This is a genomic window from Allobosea sp. BE125 (assembly GCF_031456075.1).
Classification (GTDB): Bacteria; Pseudomonadota; Alphaproteobacteria; order Rhizobiales; family Beijerinckiaceae; genus Allobosea.
Genome location: NZ_JAVDTY010000008.1, coordinates 53948 through 77823 on the forward strand (window position 1 = coordinate 53948; position 23876 = coordinate 77823).

A 23876-nucleotide genomic window follows, 5' to 3' on the forward strand; every position below is an offset into this window, starting at 1 on the left:
GCGTTCACGAACCGACGAGCCCGAGCTGGGGGCTCGACGCTTCGGCGCGGCCGCGGCGCGGAATGCGCCCAGCCCCGCGCGCATCCCAACCGGCCGCGACGGCATGGCGCATGGCGCGGGCCATGCGGACCGGATCCTTTGCCTTGGCTATAGCGGTGTTGAGCAGCACGGCGCTTGCGCCGCATTCCACCGCGATGGCGGCATCCGACGCCGTGCCCAGCCCGGCATCGACGATCACGGGAACGGCCGAGCGCGCGCAGATCAATTCGAGATTGGCAGGGTTGGCGACGCCCATGCCGGAGCCGATCAGCGAGCCCATCGGCATCACTGCAGCGGCGCCGAGATCGGCGAGGCGCGCGCAAACCACCGGATCGTCATTGCAATAAGGCAGCACGACGAAGCCCATCTCGACGAGCTGGCGCGTCGCCTCCAGCAGCTCCCCGACATCGGGATAGAGCGTCTCGCGATCGCCGATGACTTCGAGCTTGATCCAGTTGGTTCCAAGCGCCTCGCGGGCGAGCTCCGCCGTCAGGACGGCGTCGCGCGCCGTCTCGCAGCCAGCCGTGTTGGGCAGGAAGCGGTAGCCGGACAAAAGCTGCGCCGTATCGGAGCCATGGCCCGCCAGCGAGATCCGGCGCAGCGACAAGGTCACGATCTCCGCCCCGCTGGCCGCCACCGCATCCACCATGATGCGCTGGTTGGGATAGCCGGCCGTCCCGATCAGCAGGCGGGAGCCGAGTTGCGTTCCGGCCAGGGTGAAGGGCTGTTCTGCGGCACTCATCTCAACCTCCTTGAAAAGCGCGAATGATTTCGACGCGGTCACCGGACGCCAGACGCGTGAGCTGCCATTGCGACTGCTTCACCACCATCCCGTTCAGCGCGATGGCGAAGCCCTGCGGGCCCGGCAGATCGAGCTCGGCGGTGCGCTCCCGCCATAGCGCCAGCAGATCCTGCGCCGCGCTGTCGTGATCGCGTCCATTGACGATGAGCTTCATGCCACTGCCTCCTGTGCAAAAAAGCGCTCCGATCCGAAGGATGCGGCAGGCCCCGTGATGCCTCCCTCGGTGACGAGTTGCGTGATCGCCACCGCGGTGACAGGGGCCAGCAGATAGCCGTTGCGATGATGTCCCGTGGCGAGGAGCAGGCCTGGAATCCGGGTCTCACCGAGGATCGGCGCGTCGTCAGTGCTGGTCGGGCGGAAGCCCGACCAGATTGCGGCGATCGGCAGCTCCTCGATGCCGGGCAGGATGCGTCGCGCGCCTTCGAGCAGCGCGTAGACGCCGCCGGCCGTCACGGCATCGTCGAAGCCGCATTCCTCCATGGTCGCACCGACGATCAGCGTGCCGTCGCTCTTGGGGGCGAGATGGACCTGGTCGGTCCAGACCATGCGCGAGAGCAGCGGCCGGTGCGGCGGGCATGCCAGCGCCAGCGACTGCCCCTTGAGCGGCCGCAACGGCAGGGAGAGCCCCGCTATCTCGGTCCAGGCCCCGCCGGCGGCGACGACGATCCCGGCCTTCACCAGCCCTTGCTTCGTCGTGACGCCCACGGCGCGCCCGGCTTGCAGCCGGGGCGTTGCCGCCAAGCCTTCGAGCAGGATTCCGCCGCGTCCGATGAAGGCCTGCCGCAGAGCCGCGATCACCCTGACCGGGTCGACCTGATGGTCGCCCGGGCAATGGATGCCGGCCACGACGGAGGGTCGCAGGCCGGGCTCAAAGCCTCGGCAGGCGGCGCCGTCGAGCCACAGCGTCGCAAGCCCTGCCTGCCGCTGCATCTCATGGCGGAAGCGCAGCCGCGCCACCTCGTCGCGCGTCGTGGCGACAAGCAGGATGCCATCCCTGCGATAGTCGATATCGAGCCCGCCATCGGCCGATAATTCGGCAGCGAAGCTCGGCCAGAGACGCTGGCTTTCCAGGGCGAGCGCGACATGTTCCTCGCCGCCGGGCTCGAATTCGGCGGCTGCCGCCAGCATCCCGGTGGCAGCGAGGCTCGCGCCTTGGCCGAGCGTGCCGCGCTCGAAGAGTGCGACCCGCAGGCCGGCGCGCAGCAATCGCCAACCGGTCATCAGGCCGATCACGCCGCCGCCGATGATGGCGACATCCGTCGCGGCCGGCGGCGCCGGAGCATCGGGCGGGCGGGCCTGCTGGCGGCGCAAACTGGTGTCGGGTGGGCCTCTCATCGCAAACTCCTCGCCGCGACGGGGGCGAGGATATCTGCGGCCTTGCGGGCCGCCGGCTTGAGCCGGGAAATCCATCCCTCCGCCGGTATGAACCGGATCAGGTTCGAAGGATTTCCGCGCGCTTATCCGGGTTGTCCCGGTCTGCCAGCGGTGTCTCAGCCCCTTGCCGGGGATCTCCCTGGAATGACGACGACTGTGAAAGCTCGACGGCCGCTGGTCAAGTGCGCGCCAATGTGGGGAGCGCCAACCGTCACCGCATGAAATGCAGCTCGCGGAAGCGCGCCCGGAACGCCGTCACATCCTTGGCCACCGCTTCTGCCGGCCGCGAGCCGCTGAGGCCCTCAGTGATATAGCCGGCCAGTTCCGGCATGTCGGCGGGCGTCATGCCGAAGCGCACGATCTCGGGCGTGCCGAGCCTGAGCCCGTTCACGTCGCCCGCCACCTCCGGCAGGGGCAGGCCGATGCCGCAGCTCAGGATGTTGATGGCGCGCAGCGTCTTGGCCGCCGCCTGGCCGCCGCCATAGCTGTGAGCCTCGATGGCGAATTGATGCGAGGTCGTCAGGCCGCGGTCGCGCGCGAAGACCGGCACCTGCCGCTCGACCAGCGCCTCGCCCAGCGCCTTGGCCGTCTCAGCCATCATCTGCGCGTAGGCACGGCCATGCGCCTTCCAGTCGAGCAGGGTGATCGCCAGCGAGGCCGATTTCGCCGCGTCGAAATTCGCGGTCAGGCCGGGATAGGCGATGGCGTCGAGCCGCTTGGCGATCTCGGCATCGTTGGTGACGATCAGGCCCGAGGGTGGGCCGCCCAGGCTCTTATAGGTGCTCATCGTCATCAGATGAGCGCCCTCCTCCAGCGGCTGCTGCCAGCCATGGCCGGCAATCATGCCCGACATATGCGCGGCGTCGAACAGCACGATCGCGCCGATTTCGTCGGCAATCGCGCGGATCTCGCGGATCGGATGGGCGAAGAGGTTGAGGCTGCCGCCGATCGAGATCAGCTTGGGCTTCAATCGCAGGGCATCCTCGCGCAGGCGCGCAAGGTCGACGGTGTAGTTCACCGGATCGACCGGGGCGGGATGGGTAACGATGCCGTAAAGCCCTGCGGCACCGGCGCCATGATGCGTGACATGGCCGCCGATCGCGCCCGGCGGCGCGATGATGCAGTCACCGGGCTTGGCCGCGACCATGAAGGCATAGAGATTGGCGATGGCGCCCGAGGGCACGCGGATCTCGGCGTATTTCGCGCCAAAGACCTCGGCGGCGAGTTCGGCGGCGATGATCTCGATCTTTTCGATCGCCTCCAGCCCCATCTCGTATTTGTCGCCGGGATAGCCGAGCGAGGGCCGGGCGCCGAGCCCCGCCGCAAGCACGGCCTCGGCCTTGGGGTTCATCACATTGGTCGCGGGATTGAGGTTGATGCAGTCGCGCTCATGGATGTTGCGGTTCTCGACCGTCAGCGCCGCGATCCGCGCCGCGACCGCGTCGAGCGACTGGCCAGCCGTCTCGGCGGCGATGCCGAGCACGTAATCCTCGCTCGCTTGCGGAACCCAGTCGCGCCTGCCCAGAGCCGTCATCGATTGATCCTCCTCGCGATAATCCCGCACGATGCGAACGATATGACCGGTTTGCGCTAGGCTGCGCAAACGAGTAATCCTCGCTCGCAGGCAGAGAAAATCTCAGCCTAAGAGATGATCCGCCATGCCCGTCAAGCCGCCGCGCCCGCGCCTGCCATCCCTCAACGCCTTGCGGGCTTTCGAGGCGGCGGCGCGTTGCGAGAGCTTCGTCAAGGCAGCCGAAGAGCTCGGCGTCACCGCCGGCGCGGTGACGCAGCAGATCCGGCAACTGGAAGCCTGGCTCGGCTTCCCGCTGTTTCGCCGCCTCGCCCAGGGGGTGGAACTCACGGAGGGAGCGCGTAGCGCCCTGCCCAAGCTGACGCGCGGCTTCGACACGCTGGGGCAGGCGATACAGGACTTGCGCGCCGGGCATGAAGGCAGCGCACTGACCATCGCCGCCCTGCCCTGCATCGCCCAGCTCTGGCTCTCGCCGCGTTTGGCCGCGCTGCAAGCGGCGTTTCCCGGGCTGCAGATCTCCGTTTCGGCGATGGAACAGCCGCCGGATCCACGCCGCGAGCCGCATGATCTGGCGCTGTTCTATCTCGGCCCCGAGACGCTCCCCGTCGACGCGCTGACGCTGGGCCCGGACGTGATCCTGCCGGTCTGCGCGCCGGCACTCGCGCGCGCGCTCACGAGCGTCGGTGATCTGGCGCGCGCGACCTTGTTGCATGACGCTGTCTGGCGCGAGGATTGGCGGCGCTGGCTCGCCTTTGCTGGGGGCATCGGGACGATCGACCCGACCCGCGGCCCCTCCTTTTCGCTCTACAGCCTGGCGCTCGATGCCGCACTCTCGGGCTCCGGCGTGCTGATGGGCCGGATGAGCCTGATCGCGCCGCATCTGCGCGACGGCAGGCTCATCGCCCCCTTCGCTGACGCGATGCCGACCGGAGACGCGCTCACGCTCGTCCTGAACTCACAAGCAAGCGCGCATGCCAGCCGGCGCGAGATCGCACACAGCCTGCTCGAAACGCAGGCGCAACCAGCTCAGATCGCGCTGCCGCAATCTCCGGCCAGGATCTGATCCATCGAGCGCGACGGCTCGGCGCAGCCGGCCTCGCCAACGACCTTGGCCGGCACGCCGGCGACCGTCTTGTTGCGCGGCACGGCCTGTAGCACGACCGAGCCCGCCGCGACACGGGCGCATTGACCGATCTCGATATTGCCGAGGATCTTGGCGCCGGCGCCGATCAGCACGCCCTTGCGGATCTTGGGATGGCGGTCGCCGCCCTGCTTGCCGGTTCCGCCCAGCGTCACATCCTGCAGCATCGAGACATCGTCCTCGATCACCGTGGTCTCGCCGACGACGAGGCCCGTGGCATGGTCGAGGAAGATGCCCTTGCCGATCACCGCGGCCGGATTGATGTCGGTCTGGAACACTTCCGACGAGCGGCTCTGCAGATAAAGTGCGAAATCGCGCCGCCCCTGCCGGTGCAGCCAATGCGCGAGCCTATGGGCCTGCAAGGCGTGGAAGCCTTTGAAGAACAGCACCGGCTCCAGCACCCGGTAGCAGGCCGGGTCGCGGTCCATCACCGCAAGCGCATCGGCCCTTATGCCCTGGCTGATCTCTGGATCGGCAATAAGCGCCTCCTCGAAAGCCTGTGCGATCAGATCGGCGGAGACCGCCACATGTCCGAGGCGCATCGCGACGCGGTGACTGACCGCCGCCTCGAAGCTCGGCTGGTTCAGCACGGAGGCCGTGATCAGGCTGGCAAGCGACGGCTCGCTGGCGACCGCAGCTTCGGCCTCGCGCCGCAATCTGGCCCAGACGGGATCGACACGGTCGAGCCCGGTCGCGGGATCGCGTGCTTCTATGACGGAGCGCCCAGACGGCATGATCATTCTCCGATGGAGACGTAAGACGAATTCAAACTCTAGCACATTGCGGTGGTGAACCGCCAAACGCGAAAGCGCGGGAGTGTCAGATCGGCCCGGCGCCCGCTTGAATCAAGACCGCAGCCGCCGCGCGCAAAACCCTGACGGGACTCATACTTTCCCGCCACCGGCCAGCCCGTTCAGACCCGTGCCAAAAAATCCAGCACCGCTTGTTTGTGGCTCTTGTCACCGACGGCGAGATTGTGGTCGCGGCCTTCGATGTCGACCGCTTCCGCACTGGGAATCAGCGCCGCAAGCTCCGGCCCGGAGCCCGCGACATCGTCCTTCGTGCCGACGCTGACCAAGGTCGGCACCGCGATCTGCCCGACCTGCGCGGCAGTCAAGGTCTGGCGCGAGCCCCTGATACAGGCGGCGAGCGCCCTGAGATCGCTCTTGGTCGCATCGGCGAAGGCGCGGAACATCCGCTGCATCGGGTCGGTCAGGACATCGAGCGAGGGCGCCTCCATGGCATCCGCGATGCCCAGCGGCAGGCCGACGCCCTCGACCAGATGGATCCCGAGCCCGCCGAGCAGCAGTGCCCGCAGGCGATCTGGATGCGCCAGCGCCAGATGCGCCGAGATCCGCGCGCCCATCGAATAGCCCATCACCGCAGCCTGCGAGATATCGAGATGATCCATTAGGCGGCGCACATCCTCAGCCATGATCTGCGAGGAATAGGCGGCGGGCTCATAGAGCTTCTCGCTCTGGCCATGGCCACGATTGTCGAGTGCGACGACACGGTATCCGGCATGGGTCAGCGTCTTCGTCCATTGGGTGTTGACCCAGTTGACCATATGGCTGGAGCCGAAGCCGTGGACGAGCATGACCGTCTCGCCGCGCGCAACCTCGCTCGTCGGGGCGAGGTCGATATAGGCGAGATTGACTCCGTCGGATGAGAAACTCTGCATGATCCAGATCGCTTGGGCCGTTGGCGTTGCCTTCTCCCTGCCATGCAGCCGCTGCTTTGGGTAGCGGGCCCGACGCCGCTTGCCTATGAAGACGGATATGAGCACTGCCGACCTCAACCCGACACCGACCATCGCCCGCCCCCGCTTCGCGTTCATCGATCTGGCGCGGGGCATCGCCCTGCTGGCGATGTTCGTCTTCCACTTCACCTATGACCTCGCTTATTTCGAGCTGATCGACGTCGACACGCCGATCGAGCCGGGCTGGCACTGGTTCGCCCGCTCGATCGCCGCAAGCTTCCTGACGCTGGTCGGCGTCAGCCTGGTGCTGGCGACCCGCAATGGCCTGAACCACCACTCCTATCTGAAGCGCCTCGCCATGGTCGCGGGCGCGGCCGCGCTGGTGACGGTCGGCACCCGGTTCGCCATGCCCGACAGCTTCATCTTCTTCGGCATCCTGCATCAGGTCGCGCTGGCGAGCGTCATCGCCCTGCCCTTCCTGTGGCTGCCGATACTTGCCGTCGCGCTGGCCGCGCTCATCGTCTTTGCCGTGCCGTATCTGGCCGCCCATCCCGTCCTCGACCAATCCTGGCTGCTCTGGCTCGGACTGGCTCGGGAGGTTCCAGCCAGCGCCGATTTCGTGCCTGTTTTCCCCTGGTTCGGCTGGGTTCTGGCCGGGATCGTGCTGGCAAGGCTGGTGCTGCCGCGTCTCGCGCAATCGCGCCTCGCCGGCTGGCAGCCACGCGCTTTGCCCGCGCGGGTCGTCGCCTGGGGCGGCCGCAACAGCCTGCTGGTCTATCTCCTGCACCAGCCGCTCTTCATCGGGGCGCTGATGCTGGCGACGCAGTTTGCGATCGCGCGCCCCTCGGATGAAAAGCCCTTCATGCAGTCCTGCGAGCGTAGCTGCATGCAAGGAGCGCACGACGCCGGCGCCTGCCGGGCGCGCTGTGGCTGCACGGTCGACGCGATCAAGCACGAGGATCTCTGGCGAAAAGTGCTCGAGAATGCGCTCAGCCCTGAAGACAGCAACCGCGTCTCGGCACTCGTCAAGGCGTGTTTCGCTGATCCCGCGACGCGGCAGTCGTCGCCATGAGACAATCGCGCACTGGCGCGGGCTGATGGCGCGCGCTAGTTTGCGCGCCAGCATCACTGCAAGATCTTCGATTAACGACAAGACATCCCATTCGCAGAGCGACGATCATGGCCGAGACGGGCATTCCGCATTTCCACAATGATTCCGGCGTGGCCGTGATCCATGTCGGCGCGCATGAGTTCATGTGCATCGGCGCCAAGCCGCCCTTCGACCATCCGCATGTCTTCCTCGACATGGGTTCCGACCATGAGATCGTCTGCCCCTATTGCTCGACGCTGTTCAAATATGATCCGTCGCTGAAGGGCGGCGCCTGCACGCCGCCTGAATGCGCGCATCACGAGACCTCGCAGGCGGCATGACGATGAGCCTGCTCCGCACGGTCACCGGCGCGGTTCTGTTGGCAGCGACGTTTCTCGCCGGCTGCCAATCGGTCTCCCAGGAGACCGCGCCGCGCCTCGGTGGCAAGGCCGAGCCCTATGCCCGCAGCTGGGCCGAGCCGGGTTCGCCCCGCCCGGACCTGCCGCCCGATCGCGACGGCCGCAGCAACCAGGACTGACGTTTCGGTCCGCCTACCCACACATCGTCAGCCGGATATCCCGTGCCAACTCCCCATATCCTGATCGCCGGCGCCGGGATCGGCGGTCTGACGGCCGCCATCGCGCTCGCCCGGCGCGGCATCGCGGTGACGCTGGCTGAGAAGCGCACCGGCTTCGGCGAGTCCGGCGCCGGCCTGCAATTGTCGCCCAATGCCGGGCGCGTGCTCGCGGCTCTCGATCTCGGCTTCGCGCTGAAGCGCGTCGGCGTCACGGTCGACAGGCTCGTGATCCGGCGCTGGCGGAACGGGGCCGAGATCGCCGGCATGCCGATGGCGGTCGCGTCGGCGCAAACGCCCTTTCGTGTGCTGAAGCGCTCCGATCTGCACATGCTGCTGCTCGACGCCGCCCGCCAGCTCCCGAATATCCGCCTCGTCGTCGGCCGGGGCCTGCAGGAGATCGCCCAGACGCAGGACGGTGTCAGTGCGACCCTGGTCAGCGATGCCGGGCAGATCGAGACCGTGCAGGCGCTCGGCGCGGTTGGCGCAGACGGGCTCTGGTCCAGGCTCAGAGAGCTCAGCGGCGACGCCGCGCCGCCCGCCTTCACCGGCTTCGAGGCCTGGCGCACACTTGTCCCGGTTGGCCACGACAAGCCCGCAGCCGAAATCACGCTCCATCTCGGTGCAGGCCGTCATGCCGTGCATTATCCGGTCGCGAACCGGCGCGAGATCAATCTCGTCGTCATCCGGGAAGCCAAGGAGGCACGCGAAGGCTGGAGCCGCGAAGGCGATGCCCGCCTGCTGGCGAGCCATCTCGCGGGCGCTGCTCCGGATCTGCGTCGCCTCGCCGGCGCGGCCGGCCAATGGCAGGTCTGGTCGCTGTTCGACAGAACGCCGGCTGCGATGGCGCAGGGCCGGATCGCGCTGCTCGGCGACGCCGCCCATCCCGTGCTGCCTTTCTTCGCCCAGGGCGCGGCGCTGGCGATCGAGGACGCGGCCGTGCTGGCGCATGAACTCGCGACGCATCTGGAGCGCGACGGCGCCTCCGGCGTGCCGGCTGCGATGGCGGCCTATGCCAAGGCGCGCACCGAGCGCGTCGCCCGCGTCCAGGCGACGAGCCGCAGCAACGGCCGCGCCTACCATCTCGGCCGGCCCTGGAGCTTTGGCCGCGACCTGGTGATGCGGCGTCTCGGCCCCGACGGCATGCGCCGGCGCTACGACTGGCTCTATGACTGGCGCGCACCGATCTGAGCTCGGTGCGGCGTTCGGCCGCCCTGCCCCTGCGACAGCCGCTCTCGTCTTCGCCGCATTTCATCCCTATCTCTCATCCTCGATCCATTGGACGAGGGCCAGATGATCCGCGTCAATCTCCATGAACAGCTTGGCGGCCGCCTCCAGCGCGGACCGCGTTGGATGACATGGCTTGCCATGGCGGCAAGCCTTGTTGTCGGCGTCACCCTGTTCCTGCTCGCAGCCAGCCTCGCGCTGATCCTGATCCCGGTCGTCATGATCGTCGGGGCGGTCGCCGCCTGGCGCTTGCGCAGCCGGTTGAAGGCTGCCGGCTTCGGCCGGCCCGATCCTTTCGCCGCGCAGAGACGGCCGGCTGAGCGCGTCGACGTGATCGACGCCGAGTACCGCATCATCGAACCCGGCGAGCCGCCGCGCCGCTGAAACGCGGCGCGAGGGTCAGGCTGGAAACCGCGTCAGCACCATGCCTGCCGCGGCGCAGGCCGCAAGCGTCGGGATCATCCCGGTCTTGAAGCGCAGCATCGCTATCATCGCGGCCGCCGAGAGCAGCGCCGCGCGCCAGTCCAGCGAGGCCAGCACGGGCCAGTCGGGGCTGGCGAACACCAGCTCGACCTTGCGCACATCCCTGAACAGGACATGCAGGCCGAACCAGAGCGCGAGGTTCATGATCACGCCGACGACCGCAGCCGTGATCGTGCTCAGCGCCGCCGACAGCGCCTTGTTGCCGCGCAGCGCCTCGACATAGGGCGCACCCAGGAAAATCCACAGGAAGCAGGGCGCGAAGGTGACCCAGAGCGTCAAGAACGCCCCCAGCCCGCCCGCGAGCAGCGGCGGCAGGCTGCCCGGCGCACGAAATCCGGCCAGGAAGCCGACGAATTGCAGCACCAGGATCAAGGGACCGGGCGTCGTCTCGGCGAGGCCGAGCCCATCGACCATCTCGCCGGCGACGAGCCAGCCATAGGTCTCGACCGCCGCCTGCGCGACATAGGCCAGCACCGCATAGGCGCCGCCGAAGGTGACGACCGCCATGGTGCTGAAGAACGTCCCCAGATGCGTCCAGACGCTCGCGCCCCCCGTCATCAGCCAGAGCAGGAACACCGGCCCGAGCCAGAGCGGCAGCCAGATGGCCAGGACCCGCAGCGCCTTACCCGCTGAGGGGCGCGCATGCGCCATCTCGCCGCGTGCGAACATCTGGTCGACCAGCCCGACGACATCGGGCCCCGACGCGCCATGCCCCGAGCCGGCACCGAACAGATCGGGCCTGACGCGATGACCGAGCCAGCCGACCAGCCCCGCCGCCAGGATGATCAGCGGAAACGGCGTCTTGAACAGGAAGATCGCGATAAAAGCCGCGATCGCGACCGCCACCATGGCGCGGTTCTTCAGCGCCCGCCGGCTGATCCGCAAGCCCGCCTCGATGACCACGGCAAGCACTGCGGCCTTCACCCCGAAGAAGATCCCGTCGACGAGCGGAACCTGCCGGTAGAGCACATAGAGCGTGCTGAGCCCGAGCATCACCAGCGCGCCGGGGATGATGAAGAGCAGGCCGGCAACGAGCCCACCGAGCGTGCGATGCATCAGCCAGCCGATATAGACGGCAAGCTGCTGCGCCTCCGGACCTGGCAGCAACATGCAGTAGTTGAGCGCATGCAGGAAACGCTGCTCGCCGATCCAGCGCCGCTCCTCGACCAGCTCCTTATGCATCAAGGCGATCTGCCCGGCCGGCCCGCCAAATGACAGCAGGCCGATCTTCGCCCAGACGCGGGTGGCTTCCGCCAGCGTCGGCATGGCGGGCGTCGTTTCGACCGAAGCCGTGGTTGTCGCGATCGTCATCGCCGCACCTCAGGTCTTGGCCGAGCTTGCGGGCCAGTTATGGCTTTCCTCGCTCGCATCGCGGCACCAGCGATAGAACGCGTCGTAAAGCAGCATGCCGGCTTCCAGTTGCGCGAGATCATCCTTGAACATGCGCGACAGGCCAAGCGAAGCCGCAAGCAGCCCCGCCGCCTGCGGCGCGAGATCGAGCTCCGCCGTATCGGCCGCTCGCACGATCGTCGCCAGCCTGTCGAGCGGCGGGCTCGACAGGCAAAACTCCTCGATCATGACGTCGAAGCTGCAGCGCGCCCCACGATGGCTCCAGAACACGCCGTCGATATCGAAGGGCGTCGCGCCGAAGCGATCGGCCACATCAGCGACCTCCGATGGCGAGACGAACAGAAAGACCGCATCGCGATCGACGAAGCGCCGGATCAGCCAGGGACAGGCAATGCGGTCGACCTTGGGCCGGGTCCGCGTAACCCAGACGGTGTTGCCGGCGGCATTGCGCGGCGGGATCTTGGCCGGCGCCACCAGCATCCCGCCGGCATCGCGCCAGGCCTCGAACCCGCCTGCGAGGTTTTCGGCCTCGACGCCCTCATGCCGCAGCCAGGCGGCGACGCCCTCGCTGAGCTTGAGGCCGCGCTGGCAGGAGACCACGACGCGCCGCCCGGCATAGCTCCTGGCCCAGGCGGCCACATCCGTGTGGCTGCGCCGTTCGGAGGCTGGCAGCAGGCGCGGATCGGCGTCGAAATCCTGTGGAATGCGAACGTCGATGAGCACCGGAGCATCGGGCAAGCCGACGAGCCGGGACAATTGGGCCGTGCTGATTTCGATGTTGGAAGACATGGCGTCCATCCCACGAGAAAGGAATCTGGACGCGAACCTTGGGCCGAAGCCTCACGGGGTCGTCGCGGTGAACCCCTTGGGAGCTTTAGACCACGACGCCGCAAGCGCCGTCAACGCCCGTCTCACTCGATCCGGCTGACCAGCACCTTGTCGATCCGGCGCCCGTCGAGATCGACCACCTCGAAGCGCCAATGCCCCTTGTCGAAGAACTCGCCGACATTGGGCAGGCGGTTGAGCTCAGCCAGGATGAAGCCCGCCACCGTCTGGAAGTCGGCGTCGCGCGGGATGTGGATGCCGAGCTCATGCGAGAACTCGTCGACCTGCATCCAGCCGGCGACGAGAAAGGAGCCGTCGGCGCGCGTCACGATCGGCGGCTCGCTCTCCTCCTCCTCCTGGAAGGCGCCGATGATCGCCTCCAGCACGTCGCCAGGCGTGATGATGCCCTCGAAATGCCCGTACTCGTCGAAGACCAGCGCCATATGCACCTTGGAGGCGCGGATATCGCGCAGGATCCGCAGCGCGTTGGCCGTGTCCATCACCACCGGCGCCTCGTCGACGAGCTGGCGCAGATCATGCGCCGCGCCGTCCGAGAGCAGGTCGATCATATCCTTGACGATGACGACGCCGATGATCGAGTCGGGCTCGCCGTCCTGGACCGGCAAACGCGAGCGGCGCGTCGCGCGCAGCTGGGCCCGGATCTCGTCGGCGCTGTCGGCGAGATCGATCACCTCGACCTCGCGGCGCGGCGTCATCAGCGCGCGCGCCGACCGATCGGCGAGCCGCATCACGCCCGAGATCATCTCGCGCTCGTCGCGCTCGAGCACGCCGGCCGTCTCCGCCTCGGCAATGATAGTGCGGACCTCCTCCTCGGTGACCTTCTCCTCCGGCTCGCCCTTCTGGCCGAGCAGGCTCAGCACGGCGCGCCCCGAGAGATCGAGCAGGAAGACCAGGGGCGCGCCGATCCTGGAGAGGAACAGCATGGCGGGCGCGGCGCGCGCGGCGACGCGCTCGGGATCGCGCAAGGCGATCTGCTTGGGCACCAGTTCACCCAGGATCAGCGAGAGATAGGTGATCGCCACCACCACCGCACCGACGCCGAGCCCGTCCGAGGCCGCGCGCGACAGGCCCTGCTCCGCCAGCCAGTCGGCCAGCCGCGCGCCCAGGGTCGCGCCCGAGAAGGCGCCCGAGAGCACGCCCACAAGCGTGATGCCGATCTGGACGGTCGAGAGGAAGCGGCCCGGATTCTCGGTCAGGCGGATCGCGATCGCCGCGCCCTTGTTGCCTTGATCGCTGAGAACCTTGAGCCTGGCTGGGCGGGACGAGACGACGGCCAATTCAGACATGGACAGAAGACCGTTGATCACGGTCAATGCCACGACGATCAATATCTCGGTTAACAAAACCAGCCCGCGCCATGCAAAGCCGCACTCGTCAGCGGCCTGCTTCAAAAACCCTTATAGCGTATCGCGATTGCGTGGCGATGGGTCGCGGCAAAGAATCGCGAGACTCAATGATCGCAAGAGCCGGTCGAAAGGCAGGATGGGCATGACGAGCAAGACAAGCGGACCGTGGCAGCCGGCCGCGAGCGAAACGACGCCCAGCGACCAGCGCCTCTTCGCGCCGGCCACGCAGCGCAATCGCGACGCGATCCTCGCCGTGCTGCGCGACGTGCTGCCCGCGACCGGGCTCGTGCTGGAGATCGCCAGCGGCTCGGGCGAGCATGCCCTGCATTTCGCCAGCGCCCTGCCCGGCCTCGCCTTCCAGCCCAGCGATCCCTCGCGCGAAGCGCTGGAGAGCATCAAGGCCTGGACGCAATCCGCGCAGAATATCCGCCCGCCCTTGCTGATCGACGCGGCGGCCGATGACTGGCCGGTCGCGAGCGCCGACGCGATCCTGTGCATCAACATGATCCATATCGCGCCCTGGGCGGCGACGCAGGGCCTGGTCCGCCAGGCCGGGCGCATCCTGAAAACCGGCGCGCCGCTCTATCTCTACGGCCCCTATCGCCGCCCCGGCCGCGCGCTCGAGCCCAGCAACGCCGCCTTCGACGCGAGCCTGCGCAGCCGCAACCCGGACTGGGGCCTGCGCGATCTCGACGCGGTCGCAGCATTGGCAGGGGAAGCAGGCTTCTCAGTGCCGGAGTTGATCGAGATGCCGGCGAATAATCTGAGCCTGGTGTTCCGGAAGCTGTGACGCCCCCACTCCGATGATGATTTTGGTACCGCAGGAGGGAAGCTAATCCGCACAGCCTTTCAACCGGGAGGCTTTAGCCGCCCAAGCGGCAGCACAAAGCGTCCCGGGCCGAAAGCGCAAAGCACGAGGAGCCCCCCTGCGATCGCCAGATCCTTCTCGAAATGCAGCAATTGATTGCCATCGGACAGGGCATTGTGGAACAGGCCCGCCGCGGCGATGCAAAACGCGGCCAGCGCCAGCGCCGCATGGCGGCTGAACAGTCCCAGCACGAGCAGGATGCCGCCACCGAGTTCTACAACAACTGCGCCAGGCAACAGCCAACCGGGAATGCCGAAGCGCTCCATATAGGCCACGGATGGGCCAAAATGCGTCAGCTTCATCCAGGATTCATGCAGGAACAGTGCGGCGAGCAGCAAGCGGCCCAGCAATGCCGCACTATCGCGGAACATCGATCGTGTCATGGTCTCGTCCTTGCCAGATCTCGTCCTTGATAGGTCGCACCGGATCGGCCCCAAGACCGATCCGGGATGGCATGATCGTCGGGTTCAGTTCGCCGGCGCAGCAGCAAGCGCCTTTTCGAGGTCCTCGCGTTCCTCGCAACCCTGTGGACAGAGCTTGACCAGGTTCGCGAGATTGCCGCGCGCCTTGGCGATCTCGCCCATCTCGACATAAAGCTCGCCCTGATATTCGAGAGCCCCCTTGTGGCCGGGGTCGAAGTCGAGCGCCTTGCGGTAATAGGTCAGCGCCGTCTTCTGGTCGCCGCTCTTGCGCAGGGAGAAGCCGAGCAGATTGTAGACGTCGGCATGCTGGACGCCGGCGTCGATCATGCCGTTCAGATCTGTGATCGCGGCTTTGAACTCCTTGGCCTTGATCGCCGATCTCACGGCGCTCAGGTCGGGAGCGCCCTTGGTCGGTGTGGTGTCGACGGCGAATGCTGCAGTCGAGGCGGCGAGAGCGCCTACAAAAACTGCGAATGCGAGTTTGCGGATCATGACTGTCTCCAGGATTGGGATCAGGGAAGGTCTGGGTCGCGTTCGGCCTCTACCCAGAGGGGGTCAGGCCATAGCGGGGGCGAAGGCGTAGCCGGCGCCGTCCTTGGCGAAGACCCCCTTGCCGGGGAACGGGAAATGCGCCCCGCAGATCGCCATCTTCTCGGCGATGACGCGATCGATCAGTGCGCGACGCGTCTCAACGGCCGTAACGCCGTCCTGATCGTAGCTGCCCTGCCAATCCGGATGCGGTGCGAGCAGGGCCGGAACATAAGCGACATCGTTGGAGATCATCAGTTGCTCGTTGCCCGAGCTGACATGGAACGCGGCGTGCCCGGGCGTATGGCCGGGCGTCCTGACCAACCTGACGCCCGGCGCGACCTCGGGCTCGCCATCGACGAGTCTGAAGTTCTTCCAACCCGGGAAGACCGCGTGGATCCTCTGCCCGAGCGCCTTGCGCGCATCGGGCAGCTTCTCGACGCGGCCGGGCTCGGTCCACCATTTGTATTCGGTTGCGGTGACGACGATCTCGGCGTGGGGGAACATGGGCGCGTTGGTGCCGCGATCCATCAGACCAAAGATGTGGTCGGGATGGAAATGCGAGACCAGAATCGTGCCAATCCTGGCCGGGTCGATGCCAGCCGCCGCCATATTGGCGGCGAGCTTGGTGGCCGTGGGCTGCCATTGCCCAGCGCCGGAGCCGGCATCGACCATGACATAGCGTTCGCCGATCTTGAGCACGACGACGGTCAGTGGGATCGGCACGAAGGCCGTCGTCTGACCCGCCTTGGCAAGCGCCTCCTTGGTCTCCTCGATCGAGGCATTTTTGATGAAGGCGGGGTCGTGCGGTTTTTCCCAGATCCCGTCATAAAGCGCTGTGATCTCGATCGAACCGACCTTGTAGCGGTGAAAGCCGACAGCCGGATCAGGAGTGGTCTGGGCTTCGGCCGGCGCGACGAGATGCAGCGGCTTCGTCAATCCGAAGGCGGCGGCAAGCGAACTCGCGACAAGCGCATCGCGGCGTGAGAGAAGGATCATCGAGCAACTCCCGGAGGTCTCAAGGCGAGCGCCGCAGCGGCGTCGCACAGTCCAAGAGCCGGGGCCGGCCGGATTTATTCCCGCGATCACGCAAAAGAGCGCGGGAATAAATCGGACGTGATCGGGATCATAGAGGAGAGCCGCTAGCTTCCACCGATTTCCTCAGCCCAAGGCAAACACGGGATCATGCCCATTCCGTCTCGTTTCGAGCAGTTGGCGTTGCCGCATCAGGAGGCGGCGTTCAGCCTGGCCTTCTGGCTGCTGAGCTCGCGGGCCGATGCGGAGGACGTCGTGCAGGAAGCGTTTTTGCGCGCCTTCCGCGCCTTTGACGGCTTTCGCGGCGAGGACATCCGACCTTGGCTCTTCGCTATTGTCCGCAACGCCGCCTACCGCACACTCAACAACCGCCAGCGCACCGCAAACGTGATCTCCCTCGACGCCGCTTTTCACGGACGGGAGGGTGACACAGGAGCCCCGCTCGACATTGCCGCCGAGGGCCCCTCGGCCGAGGACGCGCTGATCGGCAAGGCAGAGCGAGACCTCGTACGGCTCGCTCTGGCGGAACTGCCCACGGCCTTCCGCGAAGTCGTCGTACTGCGCGAGATCGAGGGGCTCAGCTATCGCGAGATCTCCGAGATCACCGACACGGCGGTTGGAACCGTGATGTCGCGGCTGTCGCGCGGTCGCCTGCTGCTGCGTCGGGCGCTTGCCCGTAAAACCGGGAAGGATTGCTCCCATGCCTTGTGATCGGCACGCTCATCTGCTGAGCGCCTATCTCGACAGGGAACTGCCGGATGACGAGCATGAAGCGCTTGCGCGCCATATCGCGGATTGCCCGGATTGCACGACCCTTGTCTCCGATCTTCGCCAAACGAGCAGGGCCGTCGCCGGCCTCGGCCGAGAGCCTATGCCCGAAGGCCTGTCTCAGCGCCTCAGGCAGTCACTGGAGCAGGCATCGGACGGTTCTCCGCCGTCGCCGTCCCCTCAGTCCGTATCGGCCCGTTCCACGGCAATCGTGCCGAGGCACTGGACGGCCTCGGCGCTTATGCGGCAAGCCGCCGTGCTCGTATTCGCATGTCTTCTGTCGGCGCTTGCGACATGGGGGTTCGTGACCGGTTCCGCGCGCGATACGCTGCTCGCACGGGATCTGCTTTCGGCCCATCTGCGCTCCCTGCAGCAGGAAAGCCCGATCCAGGTCGCCTCCTCAGACGCTCACACGGTGAAGCCCTGGTTCGCCGGAAAGGTCGATTTCTCGCCCGAGGTTCGCGATCTCGCTGCACAAGGCTATCCGCTACTCGGCGGCCGGCTCGATACGATCGCCGGCCGGCGCGTCGGCGCGCTCGTCTACAAGCGACGGCTCCACCTGATCAATATTTTCGCCTGGGCCTCCGACGCCCCAGACACAGCGCCAACCCTGACGATGCGCAACGGCTATAATCTGCTGAGCTGGATACGCGGGGGCGTCGTCTACACAGCAGTCTCCGATCTCGACGGAGACGAGCTCAAGCATCTTGCCGAGATGCTCTGAGAGGTCGCTGAGGTGGTGGTGCGGACGGCGGGGATCGAACCCGCACAGCCTTTCGGGCCGAGAGATTTTAAGTCCTCTTAGATACCCATTATATTATTGATTTAATTAGATAATTTTTGTACTAATCTGTGCTTGTGCTAATTCTTGTGCTAGCAAACCGCGCAATGATGCCCTGCTGGTCAATCCTGATTTTTTGGAAAGGGGGCGAGAGATCGTTCGGCCCACGACGGCCAGACTCACCAGTATCTCTAATAACCTAACAACAATGCGTCAGTCCCGCCAGAGTTTGTCGGACATTTCGACCAACCGAGTGGCAATCTTGCCTCAGAGCATTGGAAAGCTGCCTTCTCAAGGCAGGGCTGCCCTTGCAGCCCATGTCCAGCCCCAAAAAGCGGGGAGCGCCGTCAAGGCCGCTTGGATGGCAGCGGCCATCCAAGCGCGCGCCTCGGCCTTGACGGCGCGGGGCGGCAGCCCCCCTTTCTTCAAAAAAGCCGAGCCGCGCAGGCGGACTCTCAATGCACCGTATGCGGCCGATCGGGAGGCATCACGTCCCCCAAGCCGCAGCCGTGGGTACAATATCTCAGGCGCACAGAGCAGCGCGACCAGCTCCCAGGTACGCTGCATGATGCGAGATGAAGGGGAGCTAGGCGTGCTCGCCTTGTTCGTCCCGTTCAAGGAACGCCGCAAGCTCGCCTAGGCTGACCTCCTCATGGGCGAGCGCCGCTTGCACCTTCGCCGCACCGCCGCCGCCTTGCGGTCGGAAGGCATTTCCGATCACCAGATCTGTCGCCTGCCTGGCTGCCAGAACCCGCTTCGTCAGCTTCTGGAACTCATGATTCCAGTAGGCGCCGCCCTTGGCGTCCGGCCGGCTGACCACCTTCAAAAAGGTGCTCATCACCATGCTGTCTTCCCGAGTTGGATCGTCCCAGGTGACGGGAACCGCCCAGCCCTTATGTTCGATCGATTGCAATTCCTGGCTCGCACCAGAGCGCGCGTCTGGCTCGCCCTTAACTGTCCCCAAGCCGAACTTCTTATGATCAACGCGGTCGCCCCATTGAATAGGCGATTCCAACTCACTGCTCGGCGCACTCATCACGTTCCCCAAGGCTAAACACGACATAATGTGAGATATTGGGGCGGCCAGAGCGAAGCTCAAGACTAGGGCGTTATATGGAGGCGTTTTGACAGTGCGCGGGCCAATCGGTTTGACATTGCATCAAAAAGCGCCAGATTTGGTCGATTCTAAATAGCTCAATTATTACGTTATTTTCAATCTCGCGCGAGATGTGAAAAAGGACGCCGGCCTACAGAGGAGGTGTTATAAATAGAGTAGTGTGACACGCTCTTCATCACCCTTTGATAATGATCTCGTCCGGCTGCTCCGCAGCTCCGGACCCTGTCTCACCATCGCGCTCATTGCCGAGATGGTGAAGGCCGGCCTATCGCCGGCGGCGGCTCGTCAACGCATCGCGCGCGCCGGCGATAGCGTGACTAGGCTCGCGGGGCTCAGGTTTGCGCACAACGCCCGCTTCTTCTTTTTGTCGGAGCAGTTCGGCCGCCCATCTTTCTGGAAAGCCATCGAAAAAGCCTGCAAATCGCATGGTCCGTCATATTGGGGCGCGATCATTGGCCTGAAGGCCCGTGGCGGTGCTTTCCCCTTGAGGCTGTTTCCCGGGCTCTGTGGAGCTCCCCTGGCTCGCAAGGGACAGCTTTCGCCGGAGCGGATCATCGAGCGTCTGCAGGCCATTCACATGGTCGAGCAGATCACGGACGAGGCAAGCGGCGAACGCTTCGTCGTCTTTCAACCGCCGCAGTACCGTACCGCGAAAATATCTCATATCCGCGCCCAGCTGGCAGCCGAGGACGTGGTCTTGCACGGTATGAAGGAGTGGTGCCGACGCCTTGGTCTAGCCAGCTTCGAGCGCATCCGACTCCGCAACGACGAAGAGCCACCCGTCGTTTCGAGCATTACATGGGATTTCAGCGGTCCGTCCTATGCACGGCCCTTGGCACAGCCCCTGAAAGGAACCTTGCGGCCTGGGTTCATCGTGGCCGACGTCAATCTCGGCAAGATCCTGGATTCCAACGAGGTGGCGCATTTCGTCCGCAAGCACGACTTGGCATCGGGGCCTCGGAATGTCGCACCTATCATGCCGTTCCTAGTCGCGGACGGTTTCACGGCCACTGGATTCAGCTTGGCACGACAGAAAGGTGTTCTCGCGACGACCACGGCTCAGATGTTCGGCGAGGAGGTCGCAAAGGCCTTGCGTGATCTCATCAACTTGTTGAGCAACGCCGGCGCGACAGCGGCCGTGAACCCCGAGCACCTCGAGCGCGTGATGGGGAGCCTGACCAAGATCGAGGGCGCGGCCCACAATCTTCGTGGTCACCTGTTCGAGCTGGCTGTGGGCGCTTTGGTAAAAGACGTGGAGGGCGGATTCCTACGCGCGGGCGACGAGCTGAAAGAGTTTAGAACAGGGCGCGCGGCCGAGATCGACGTCTTGCTTGACCGGCCGGATGACAAAGGAGTGCTCGTCATCGAGTGCAAATCAAAAAGCCCCACCTCGCGTATCGGCCTTCCGGAGATCCAGAAGTGGCGAGAAGACCGAGTGCCGCTTCTCCGTAGTATTTTGCGCAGCAGGTCGTCTTTCGCCGACAAGAAGCTCACCTTCGAGCTTTGGACCAATGCCCCGATCGCCGGCGCCGAGCTTGAGTGGCTGGAGAACCATCGGTCGGAAGAAGGGTGCGAGATCGGCTGGCGTGATGGCGAGGCCATGAAGGCCTATCTGGAAAAATCCACGTCGAAATCGCTCATCAAGATCATGAACGAGCACTATTTCCGGCATGCGCTTGTGCGCGTCATACCCAGCCAGCAGTAAAACATGACCGTTTGTTTCGTGTAGTTGACTCGAGCTCGATGCCCCCTCATATTGTGCGGACACGAATGGGAGGGTTGGCGATGAGCCACTGGCTTACAACATATGGCGCGACGGAAACCGGGCAGCTGCTAACCGAGATCATCGACCAGCCCGAGCACTTCGCCGCGTTCGTGACGCTGTCGGAGCAGGGGAAGCCCGCCGTTCAGGCGGTGGCCAAGGACGTTGCCGCGACCATAGCGGCCCTCCCCTCGAAAAAGGAGCGCGACGCCGCGTGCCAGTTCGTCGGATGGTACGTCGGGCAAATGATGCGCGAAGCGGGATACGTCGTCGTTCAGGAACGCGGTCGCGTTTCCGACGCGCCCTACAAGACTGGAGCGGTATGGGCGCCGGGGCCGATCGAGCCGAAACTGACCTTAGACCAGCCAGCAATGAGGCCGCAGGGACGTCTTCAGCTCAACGTAAGCATGGGTAAGGATGGTGTCGCGGCCGACTGGGAGCTGACGACGTCGGACAAAACCCGGAGTGGGACGCCGCGTCGCGTGCACCGGATTATGAGCGTCAAGAAGCCGATCGCCGCCGCCGTGGCCGAGGTGATCGCCTACGCCCGCCGCCATGGGCATGCTCTGATCTGGGTTGTAGATCCCGGCAATCTGTATCCCAAAGCTGGGTGGCCGGAGGCAAATCGGTAGATCGCCTCGCCTCTTGAATCCATAGTATGGATACACTAGATCGGTACTATCGAAACAGTGAGGCAGTCAGATGATTCCAACGCACGTAATCCCCTACCGCAACGGCGAACTCCGCATCGGGTGGGCATCCTGGGACGATGGATCGTTCAAGGATCGCTCGATCAAATGGGCCTATCGAGACCAAAGCGGGAAAATCTCACGCGGCTCGCCAGAGATACCGTTCGATATCCTCATGGACATGATCGATCTGGCCCTCCGGCAGGGCGAAATGAAGCCGCATTTGCCCGCGCAGTCCAAAGCGAACGACGTCACGGCCATGAGCAAGTCGGACCTTATCGAGGAACGTAAGGCGTTGGCAGCACGGCTGATGCAGCTTCAGGCAATGATCATGGAAATGCCGTGGGCCAACTGGCAGGCAATCTACGATCAGCTTGGCAAGCGATACGAAGAGGTCAAGGCGGAGATCACAACCCGACCATAGGCGGCTAGCGCGGGCGGCACAGCTGGACTGGGTTGCGAAGCCGACCTCACGGGTGAGTTGCTATCATTGCCCCATGCATACTCCGACATCACGCCCCCGATTCCGAGCGCTGCGCACTTTAATGCAGGGGTTATCGCGCGAGAATCGAGTACTTTGCCGCTAATTCAAAACTATTTCCACATTTTGAATTATCCGACTATACTTTCAGTATGTGCACTCTGAAAAAAGGCCCGTTTGATTTAGTCAATCTACCCGCTGACGTCGCGCCAGTAGTTGCGTCTTTGCTCCATGAGTTGGATCAGACGATGCCTGACCAGATTAGGGGCTTGTATCTCGTAGGGTCGTTGGCCCTAGGTGATTACCGTCCTGGTCAAAGCGATATTGACTTCATCGCCATTGCAGAGCCGAACGCCGATATGTCGCCTCTGGTTGGGGTTCATAGAACATTGTCCGACGCCTACCCTACGGTGAATTGCGACGGCATCTACCTAGGGCGAGGCGATCTAGCCTATCCTCCAACGGGGACCGGACCGTCTGCGATGAGTGGAGTGGTTACGTTTGACTCGGCCGAAGAACGTCACCCCGTCACATGGCTTACGATGTTGCGGCATGGCATTACGGTGCGTGGCGAAGCTCCATCCGCCAGTTGGATCGCTGCCGACGAGGATGCAGCTGTCGTTTATAGCCGCCAGAATCTTCAATCCTATTGGTTGCCGTGGCTCAATCAGCGCCGCCGTGACATGGCAACTTTGCAAGAGGATGAGTCGGTCATTTGGGGATGCTTAGGCGTCGCGCGGCTTCATGCCGCGATCGTCACTGGTAAGATGGTCTCAAAGTCGGGTGCAGGCCGCCACGCGCTTGCCAACTTCCCCGATGACCAAGCAATTGTCGAAGAAGCAATATGGCTGCGCCAGGGCGGTGCATCGCGCTACAATTCGCCGACAGTGCGCGGAGACGATCTAGTCGCCTTCATGGATCGCGTGATTAGCAGCACAGTCCTATAGGCCGACCGCACTGGTGAATTGATATCACTCTCCGAGATCTTCTCAAGGCAAGGGTGCCCTTGCAGCCCGATGTCCAGCCCAAAAGCGGGGAGCGCCGTCAAGGCCGCTGGGATGCCAACGGCCATGGGGTCTCTCCTTTGGGATTGGGTTGCACAGCACCTGCTGCTGCAACCCTGCCCGTCGGCGAGACCGGGTGGTTGGGGTGGCAAGGCCCGGTTCCGGAGGGGGATCACCCGGGCTGCACGGAGCGCCAGCGAAGGAAGAGTGGGGATACCGGAACCGGGCCTTGCGAGGGGAGGAGGGAGACCCTCCTGCCCCTTCCTGCCGCGTCTGCGGCGCATGACCCGCATCAGGGATGGAAGCCGAAGGCCGGAACCTGCGGGTCCGGTTTACGACAGCCCGACCGCGTCAAGCGGGATGGACAGCACACTGGCCTTCAGCAGACCCAGGCGCTGCGTATCACCCCCCTACGGCGAGATGCCAGGGCGGCTCGGAACCGAGGGGCCTCCTACCTTCGGCATCGGCGAGACCGTCGGCCCGCCTTGACCATTCCCAGTATGCTGGAGCTTCTCGTCAAGAGATTTCACCGCCAAAGCCATCGCATTTCGATCTGCGCGAAGCTGTTCAACGGGTAGAAGTGCCAAAGGGTTTCCTCTCGGTGGCATCCCCGGAATCTGCGGGCCTCCGCCGTACCCGGTGTGCTGCGAACTGCCGTCTAGCGTCCGCACACCAACGCCGGCGACGAACTCGGGTTGCGCAACCATGGCTCGCACTTCAGCGCCGAGCTCCTTTGGCGACAGATCTGCGATTGGTCTGGGCGGGATTCCCCGTACTTTCGGACCAGCGCCCGTACCAGTGATATCCGATGATCCCGCCGTCTGAGCCGCACCTGAGATTGGGGCATGGCCGGGTCGGGTAGCGAGCAACTTCTCTCGAGCATCAGTATCCTTGTCCGTAAGGCTCGCTGCGGGCTTTC

The 23876-nt window shown here is 65.0% G+C and carries 26 protein-coding genes, 1 pseudogene and 1 riboswitch; of the genes and pseudogenes, 14 read left to right on the top strand and 13 right to left on the bottom strand.

What is annotated here, in order from left to right:
- Nucleotides 1–4: 4 nt before the first annotated feature.
- From thiG to J2Y55_RS18290, 4 genes are all read right to left on the bottom strand, one after another.
- The gene (thiG, locus tag J2Y55_RS18275) at nt 5–781 is read right to left on the bottom strand and encodes a thiazole synthase (protein WP_310156451.1); all 777 of its coding nucleotides are present in this window, start codon (nt 779–781) and stop codon (nt 5–7) included.
- 1 nt (nt 782) lies between these two features.
- Nucleotides 783–995, bottom strand: a complete 213-nt coding sequence (gene thiS / locus J2Y55_RS18280) for a sulfur carrier protein ThiS (protein WP_310156453.1) — start codon at nt 993–995, stop codon at nt 783–785.
- On the bottom strand, nt 992–2176 hold the full coding sequence (gene thiO, locus J2Y55_RS18285; protein WP_310156455.1) for a glycine oxidase ThiO: 1185 nt from the start codon (nt 2174–2176) through the stop codon (nt 992–994). The genes thiS and thiO overlap by 4 nt, the downstream gene beginning before the upstream one ends.
- Nucleotides 2177–2233: 57 nt before the next feature.
- Nucleotides 2234–2365, bottom strand: a riboswitch (TPP riboswitch).
- A gap of 61 nt (nt 2366–2426) precedes the next feature.
- Nucleotides 2427–3749 (bottom strand): serine hydroxymethyltransferase, encoded by a 1323-nt coding sequence (locus J2Y55_RS18290; RefSeq protein ID WP_310156457.1) that lies wholly within the window; start codon nt 3747–3749, stop codon nt 2427–2429.
- A gap of 124 nt (nt 3750–3873) precedes the next feature.
- Between J2Y55_RS18290 and J2Y55_RS18295 the strand changes: the two genes are divergently transcribed.
- Entirely contained in the window at nt 3874–4809 is a 936-nt protein-coding gene (locus J2Y55_RS18295) for a LysR family transcriptional regulator (protein ID WP_310156459.1), read from the top strand.
- On the opposite strand, the gene cysE is transcribed toward J2Y55_RS18295, so the two are convergent.
- Both cysE and J2Y55_RS18305 read right to left on the bottom strand, forming a co-directional pair.
- Nucleotides 4773–5621: a serine O-acetyltransferase gene (cysE, locus tag J2Y55_RS18300; RefSeq protein WP_310156461.1), complete on the bottom strand. Its 849-nt coding sequence runs from the start codon at nt 5619–5621 to the stop codon at nt 4773–4775. The genes J2Y55_RS18295 and cysE overlap by 37 nt on opposite strands.
- Before the next feature lie 179 nt (nt 5622–5800).
- On the bottom strand, nt 5801–6568 hold the full coding sequence (locus J2Y55_RS18305; RefSeq protein ID WP_310156463.1) for an alpha/beta fold hydrolase: 768 nt from the start codon (nt 6566–6568) through the stop codon (nt 5801–5803).
- A gap of 97 nt (nt 6569–6665) precedes the next feature.
- Between J2Y55_RS18305 and J2Y55_RS18310 the strand changes: the two genes are divergently transcribed.
- The 5 genes from J2Y55_RS18310 (at nt 6666) to J2Y55_RS18330 (ending at nt 9861) form a co-directional block, all read left to right on the top strand.
- Nucleotides 6666–7658 carry an acetyltransferase domain-containing protein gene (locus tag J2Y55_RS18310; protein WP_310156465.1) on the top strand — a complete coding sequence of 331 codons (993 nt, stop codon included), beginning with the start codon at nt 6666–6668 and terminating at the stop codon, nt 7656–7658.
- A 107-nt stretch (nt 7659–7765) separates the two neighbouring features.
- On the top strand, nt 7766–8017 hold the full coding sequence (locus J2Y55_RS18315; RefSeq protein ID WP_069692227.1) for a zinc-finger domain-containing protein: 252 nt from the start codon (nt 7766–7768) through the stop codon (nt 8015–8017).
- Nucleotides 8018–8019: 2 nt separating this feature from the next.
- On the top strand, nt 8020–8214 hold the full coding sequence (locus J2Y55_RS18320; RefSeq protein ID WP_310156467.1) for a hypothetical protein: 195 nt from the start codon (nt 8020–8022) through the stop codon (nt 8212–8214).
- Between the two features lie 42 nt (nt 8215–8256).
- Nucleotides 8257–9441 (top strand): FAD-dependent monooxygenase, encoded by a 1185-nt coding sequence (locus J2Y55_RS18325; RefSeq protein ID WP_310156469.1) that lies wholly within the window; start codon nt 8257–8259, stop codon nt 9439–9441.
- 162 nt (nt 9442–9603) lie between these two features.
- A complete protein-coding gene (locus tag J2Y55_RS18330) occupies nt 9604–9861 on the top strand; it encodes a hypothetical protein (RefSeq protein WP_310156471.1) in 258 nt (85 codons plus the stop codon).
- Nucleotides 9862–9876: 15 nt separating this feature from the next.
- Here the strand turns inward: J2Y55_RS18330 and chrA are convergent, their stop codons facing one another.
- The 3 genes from chrA to J2Y55_RS18345 form a co-directional block, all read right to left on the bottom strand.
- The gene (gene chrA, locus J2Y55_RS18335; protein WP_310156473.1) at nt 9877–11271 is read right to left on the bottom strand and encodes a chromate efflux transporter; all 1395 of its coding nucleotides are present in this window, start codon (nt 11269–11271) and stop codon (nt 9877–9879) included.
- Nucleotides 11272–11280: 9 nt separating this feature from the next.
- Complete coding sequence (locus J2Y55_RS18340; RefSeq protein WP_310156475.1) at nt 11281–12099, bottom strand: chromate resistance protein ChrB domain-containing protein; 819 nt, start codon at nt 12097–12099, stop codon at nt 11281–11283.
- A gap of 122 nt (nt 12100–12221) precedes the next feature.
- Nucleotides 12222–13484, bottom strand: coding sequence for a hemolysin family protein (locus tag J2Y55_RS18345; protein WP_310156478.1), 1263 nt, complete (start codon nt 13482–13484; stop codon nt 12222–12224).
- Nucleotides 13485–13644: 160 nt separating this feature from the next.
- On the opposite strand from J2Y55_RS18345, the gene J2Y55_RS18350 reads away from it, so the two are divergent.
- On the top strand, nt 13645–14292 hold the full coding sequence (locus tag J2Y55_RS18350) for a DUF938 domain-containing protein (protein WP_310156479.1): 648 nt from the start codon (nt 13645–13647) through the stop codon (nt 14290–14292).
- Between the two features lie 59 nt (nt 14293–14351).
- Here the strand turns inward: J2Y55_RS18350 and J2Y55_RS18355 are convergent, their stop codons facing one another.
- The 3 genes from J2Y55_RS18355 to J2Y55_RS18365 form a co-directional block, all read right to left on the bottom strand.
- The gene (locus tag J2Y55_RS18355) at nt 14352–14753 is read right to left on the bottom strand and encodes a DoxX family membrane protein (protein WP_310156481.1); all 402 of its coding nucleotides are present in this window, start codon (nt 14751–14753) and stop codon (nt 14352–14354) included.
- Between the two features lie 84 nt (nt 14754–14837).
- Nucleotides 14838–15284 carry a tetratricopeptide repeat protein gene (locus J2Y55_RS18360; protein ID WP_310156483.1) on the bottom strand — a complete coding sequence of 149 codons (447 nt, stop codon included), beginning with the start codon at nt 15282–15284 and terminating at the stop codon, nt 14838–14840.
- Between the two features lie 63 nt (nt 15285–15347).
- Nucleotides 15348–16319 carry an MBL fold metallo-hydrolase gene (locus tag J2Y55_RS18365; RefSeq protein ID WP_310156485.1) on the bottom strand — a complete coding sequence of 324 codons (972 nt, stop codon included), beginning with the start codon at nt 16317–16319 and terminating at the stop codon, nt 15348–15350.
- Between the two features lie 186 nt (nt 16320–16505).
- On the opposite strand from J2Y55_RS18365, the gene J2Y55_RS18370 reads away from it, so the two are divergent.
- From J2Y55_RS18370 to J2Y55_RS18375, 3 genes and pseudogenes are all read left to right on the top strand, one after another.
- The gene (locus J2Y55_RS18370) at nt 16506–17066 is read left to right on the top strand and encodes a sigma-70 family RNA polymerase sigma factor (RefSeq protein ID WP_310156487.1); all 561 of its coding nucleotides are present in this window, start codon (nt 16506–16508) and stop codon (nt 17064–17066) included.
- Nucleotides 17056–17115 (top strand): annotated as a pseudogene (locus tag J2Y55_RS30125) (hypothetical protein); the annotation flags it as partial. The gene J2Y55_RS18370 and the pseudogene J2Y55_RS30125, both read left to right, overlap by 11 nt.
- Before the next feature lie 312 nt (nt 17116–17427).
- Nucleotides 17428–17847, top strand: coding sequence for an anti-sigma factor family protein (locus tag J2Y55_RS18375; RefSeq protein WP_310156489.1), 420 nt, complete (start codon nt 17428–17430; stop codon nt 17845–17847).
- Nucleotides 17848–18490: 643 nt separating this feature from the next.
- Here J2Y55_RS18375 and J2Y55_RS18380 read toward each other — a convergent pair.
- Nucleotides 18491–18940, bottom strand: a complete 450-nt coding sequence (locus tag J2Y55_RS18380; RefSeq protein WP_310156492.1) for a hypothetical protein — start codon at nt 18938–18940, stop codon at nt 18491–18493.
- A gap of 241 nt (nt 18941–19181) precedes the next feature.
- Between J2Y55_RS18380 and J2Y55_RS18385 the strand changes: the two genes are divergently transcribed.
- From J2Y55_RS18385 to J2Y55_RS18400, 4 genes are all read left to right on the top strand, one after another.
- On the top strand, nt 19182–20726 hold the full coding sequence (locus tag J2Y55_RS18385) for a hypothetical protein (protein WP_310156494.1): 1545 nt from the start codon (nt 19182–19184) through the stop codon (nt 20724–20726).
- Nucleotides 20727–20806: 80 nt separating this feature from the next.
- Nucleotides 20807–21415 (top strand): hypothetical protein, encoded by a 609-nt coding sequence (locus J2Y55_RS18390; protein WP_310156497.1) that lies wholly within the window; start codon nt 20807–20809, stop codon nt 21413–21415.
- A 70-nt stretch (nt 21416–21485) separates the two neighbouring features.
- On the top strand, nt 21486–21896 hold the full coding sequence (locus J2Y55_RS18395) for a hypothetical protein (RefSeq protein ID WP_310156499.1): 411 nt from the start codon (nt 21486–21488) through the stop codon (nt 21894–21896).
- Between the two features lie 305 nt (nt 21897–22201).
- Nucleotides 22202–22900 carry a nucleotidyltransferase domain-containing protein gene (locus J2Y55_RS18400; RefSeq protein WP_310156501.1) on the top strand — a complete coding sequence of 233 codons (699 nt, stop codon included), beginning with the start codon at nt 22202–22204 and terminating at the stop codon, nt 22898–22900.
- The last annotated feature ends 976 nt before the right edge of the window (nt 22901–23876 follow it).

What these genes read in the sequence shown, in the direction of transcription:
- thiG (WP_310156451.1), bottom strand. Translation starts at nt 781, where the DNA reads ATGAGTGCCGCAGAACAGCCCTTCACCCTGGCCGGAACGCAACTCGGC.
- thiO (WP_310156455.1), bottom strand. Translation starts at nt 2,176, where the DNA reads ATGAGAGGCCCACCCGACACCAGTTTGCGCCGCCAGCAGGCCCGCCCG.
- J2Y55_RS18310 (WP_310156465.1), top strand. Translation starts at nt 6,666, where the DNA reads ATGAGCACTGCCGACCTCAACCCGACACCGACCATCGCCCGCCCCCGC.
- J2Y55_RS18360 (WP_310156483.1), bottom strand. Translation starts at nt 15,284, where the DNA reads ATGATCCGCAAACTCGCATTCGCAGTTTTTGTAGGCGCTCTCGCCGCC.
- J2Y55_RS18330 (WP_310156471.1), top strand. Translation starts at nt 9,604, where the DNA reads ATGACATGGCTTGCCATGGCGGCAAGCCTTGTTGTCGGCGTCACCCTG.
- chrA (WP_310156473.1), bottom strand. Translation starts at nt 11,271, where the DNA reads ATGACGATCGCGACAACCACGGCTTCGGTCGAAACGACGCCCGCCATG.
- J2Y55_RS18305 (WP_310156463.1), bottom strand. Translation starts at nt 6,568, where the DNA reads ATGCAGAGTTTCTCATCCGACGGAGTCAATCTCGCCTATATCGACCTC.
- J2Y55_RS18380 (WP_310156492.1), bottom strand. Translation starts at nt 18,940, where the DNA reads ATGAGTGCGCCGAGCAGTGAGTTGGAATCGCCTATTCAATGGGGCGAC.
- cysE (WP_310156461.1), bottom strand. Translation starts at nt 5,621, where the DNA reads ATGCCGTCTGGGCGCTCCGTCATAGAAGCACGCGATCCCGCGACCGGG.
- J2Y55_RS18365 (WP_310156485.1), bottom strand. Translation starts at nt 16,319, where the DNA reads ATGATCCTTCTCTCACGCCGCGATGCGCTTGTCGCGAGTTCGCTTGCC.
- J2Y55_RS18390 (WP_310156497.1), top strand. Translation starts at nt 20,807, where the DNA reads ATGAGCCACTGGCTTACAACATATGGCGCGACGGAAACCGGGCAGCTG.
- J2Y55_RS18340 (WP_310156475.1), bottom strand. Translation starts at nt 12,099, where the DNA reads ATGTCTTCCAACATCGAAATCAGCACGGCCCAATTGTCCCGGCTCGTC.
- J2Y55_RS18320 (WP_310156467.1), top strand. Translation starts at nt 8,020, where the DNA reads ATGAGCCTGCTCCGCACGGTCACCGGCGCGGTTCTGTTGGCAGCGACG.
- J2Y55_RS18395 (WP_310156499.1), top strand. Translation starts at nt 21,486, where the DNA reads ATGATTCCAACGCACGTAATCCCCTACCGCAACGGCGAACTCCGCATC.
- J2Y55_RS18370 (WP_310156487.1), top strand. Translation starts at nt 16,506, where the DNA reads ATGCCCATTCCGTCTCGTTTCGAGCAGTTGGCGTTGCCGCATCAGGAG.
- J2Y55_RS18355 (WP_310156481.1), bottom strand. Translation starts at nt 14,753, where the DNA reads ATGACACGATCGATGTTCCGCGATAGTGCGGCATTGCTGGGCCGCTTG.
- J2Y55_RS18295 (WP_310156459.1), top strand. Translation starts at nt 3,874, where the DNA reads ATGCCCGTCAAGCCGCCGCGCCCGCGCCTGCCATCCCTCAACGCCTTG.
- J2Y55_RS18350 (WP_310156479.1), top strand. Translation starts at nt 13,645, where the DNA reads ATGACGAGCAAGACAAGCGGACCGTGGCAGCCGGCCGCGAGCGAAACG.
- J2Y55_RS18290 (WP_310156457.1), bottom strand. Translation starts at nt 3,749, where the DNA reads ATGACGGCTCTGGGCAGGCGCGACTGGGTTCCGCAAGCGAGCGAGGAT.
- thiS (WP_310156453.1), bottom strand. Translation starts at nt 995, where the DNA reads ATGAAGCTCATCGTCAATGGACGCGATCACGACAGCGCGGCGCAGGAT.
- J2Y55_RS18400 (WP_310156501.1), top strand. Translation starts at nt 22,202, where the DNA reads ATGCCTGACCAGATTAGGGGCTTGTATCTCGTAGGGTCGTTGGCCCTA.
- J2Y55_RS18315 (WP_069692227.1), top strand. Translation starts at nt 7,766, where the DNA reads ATGGCCGAGACGGGCATTCCGCATTTCCACAATGATTCCGGCGTGGCC.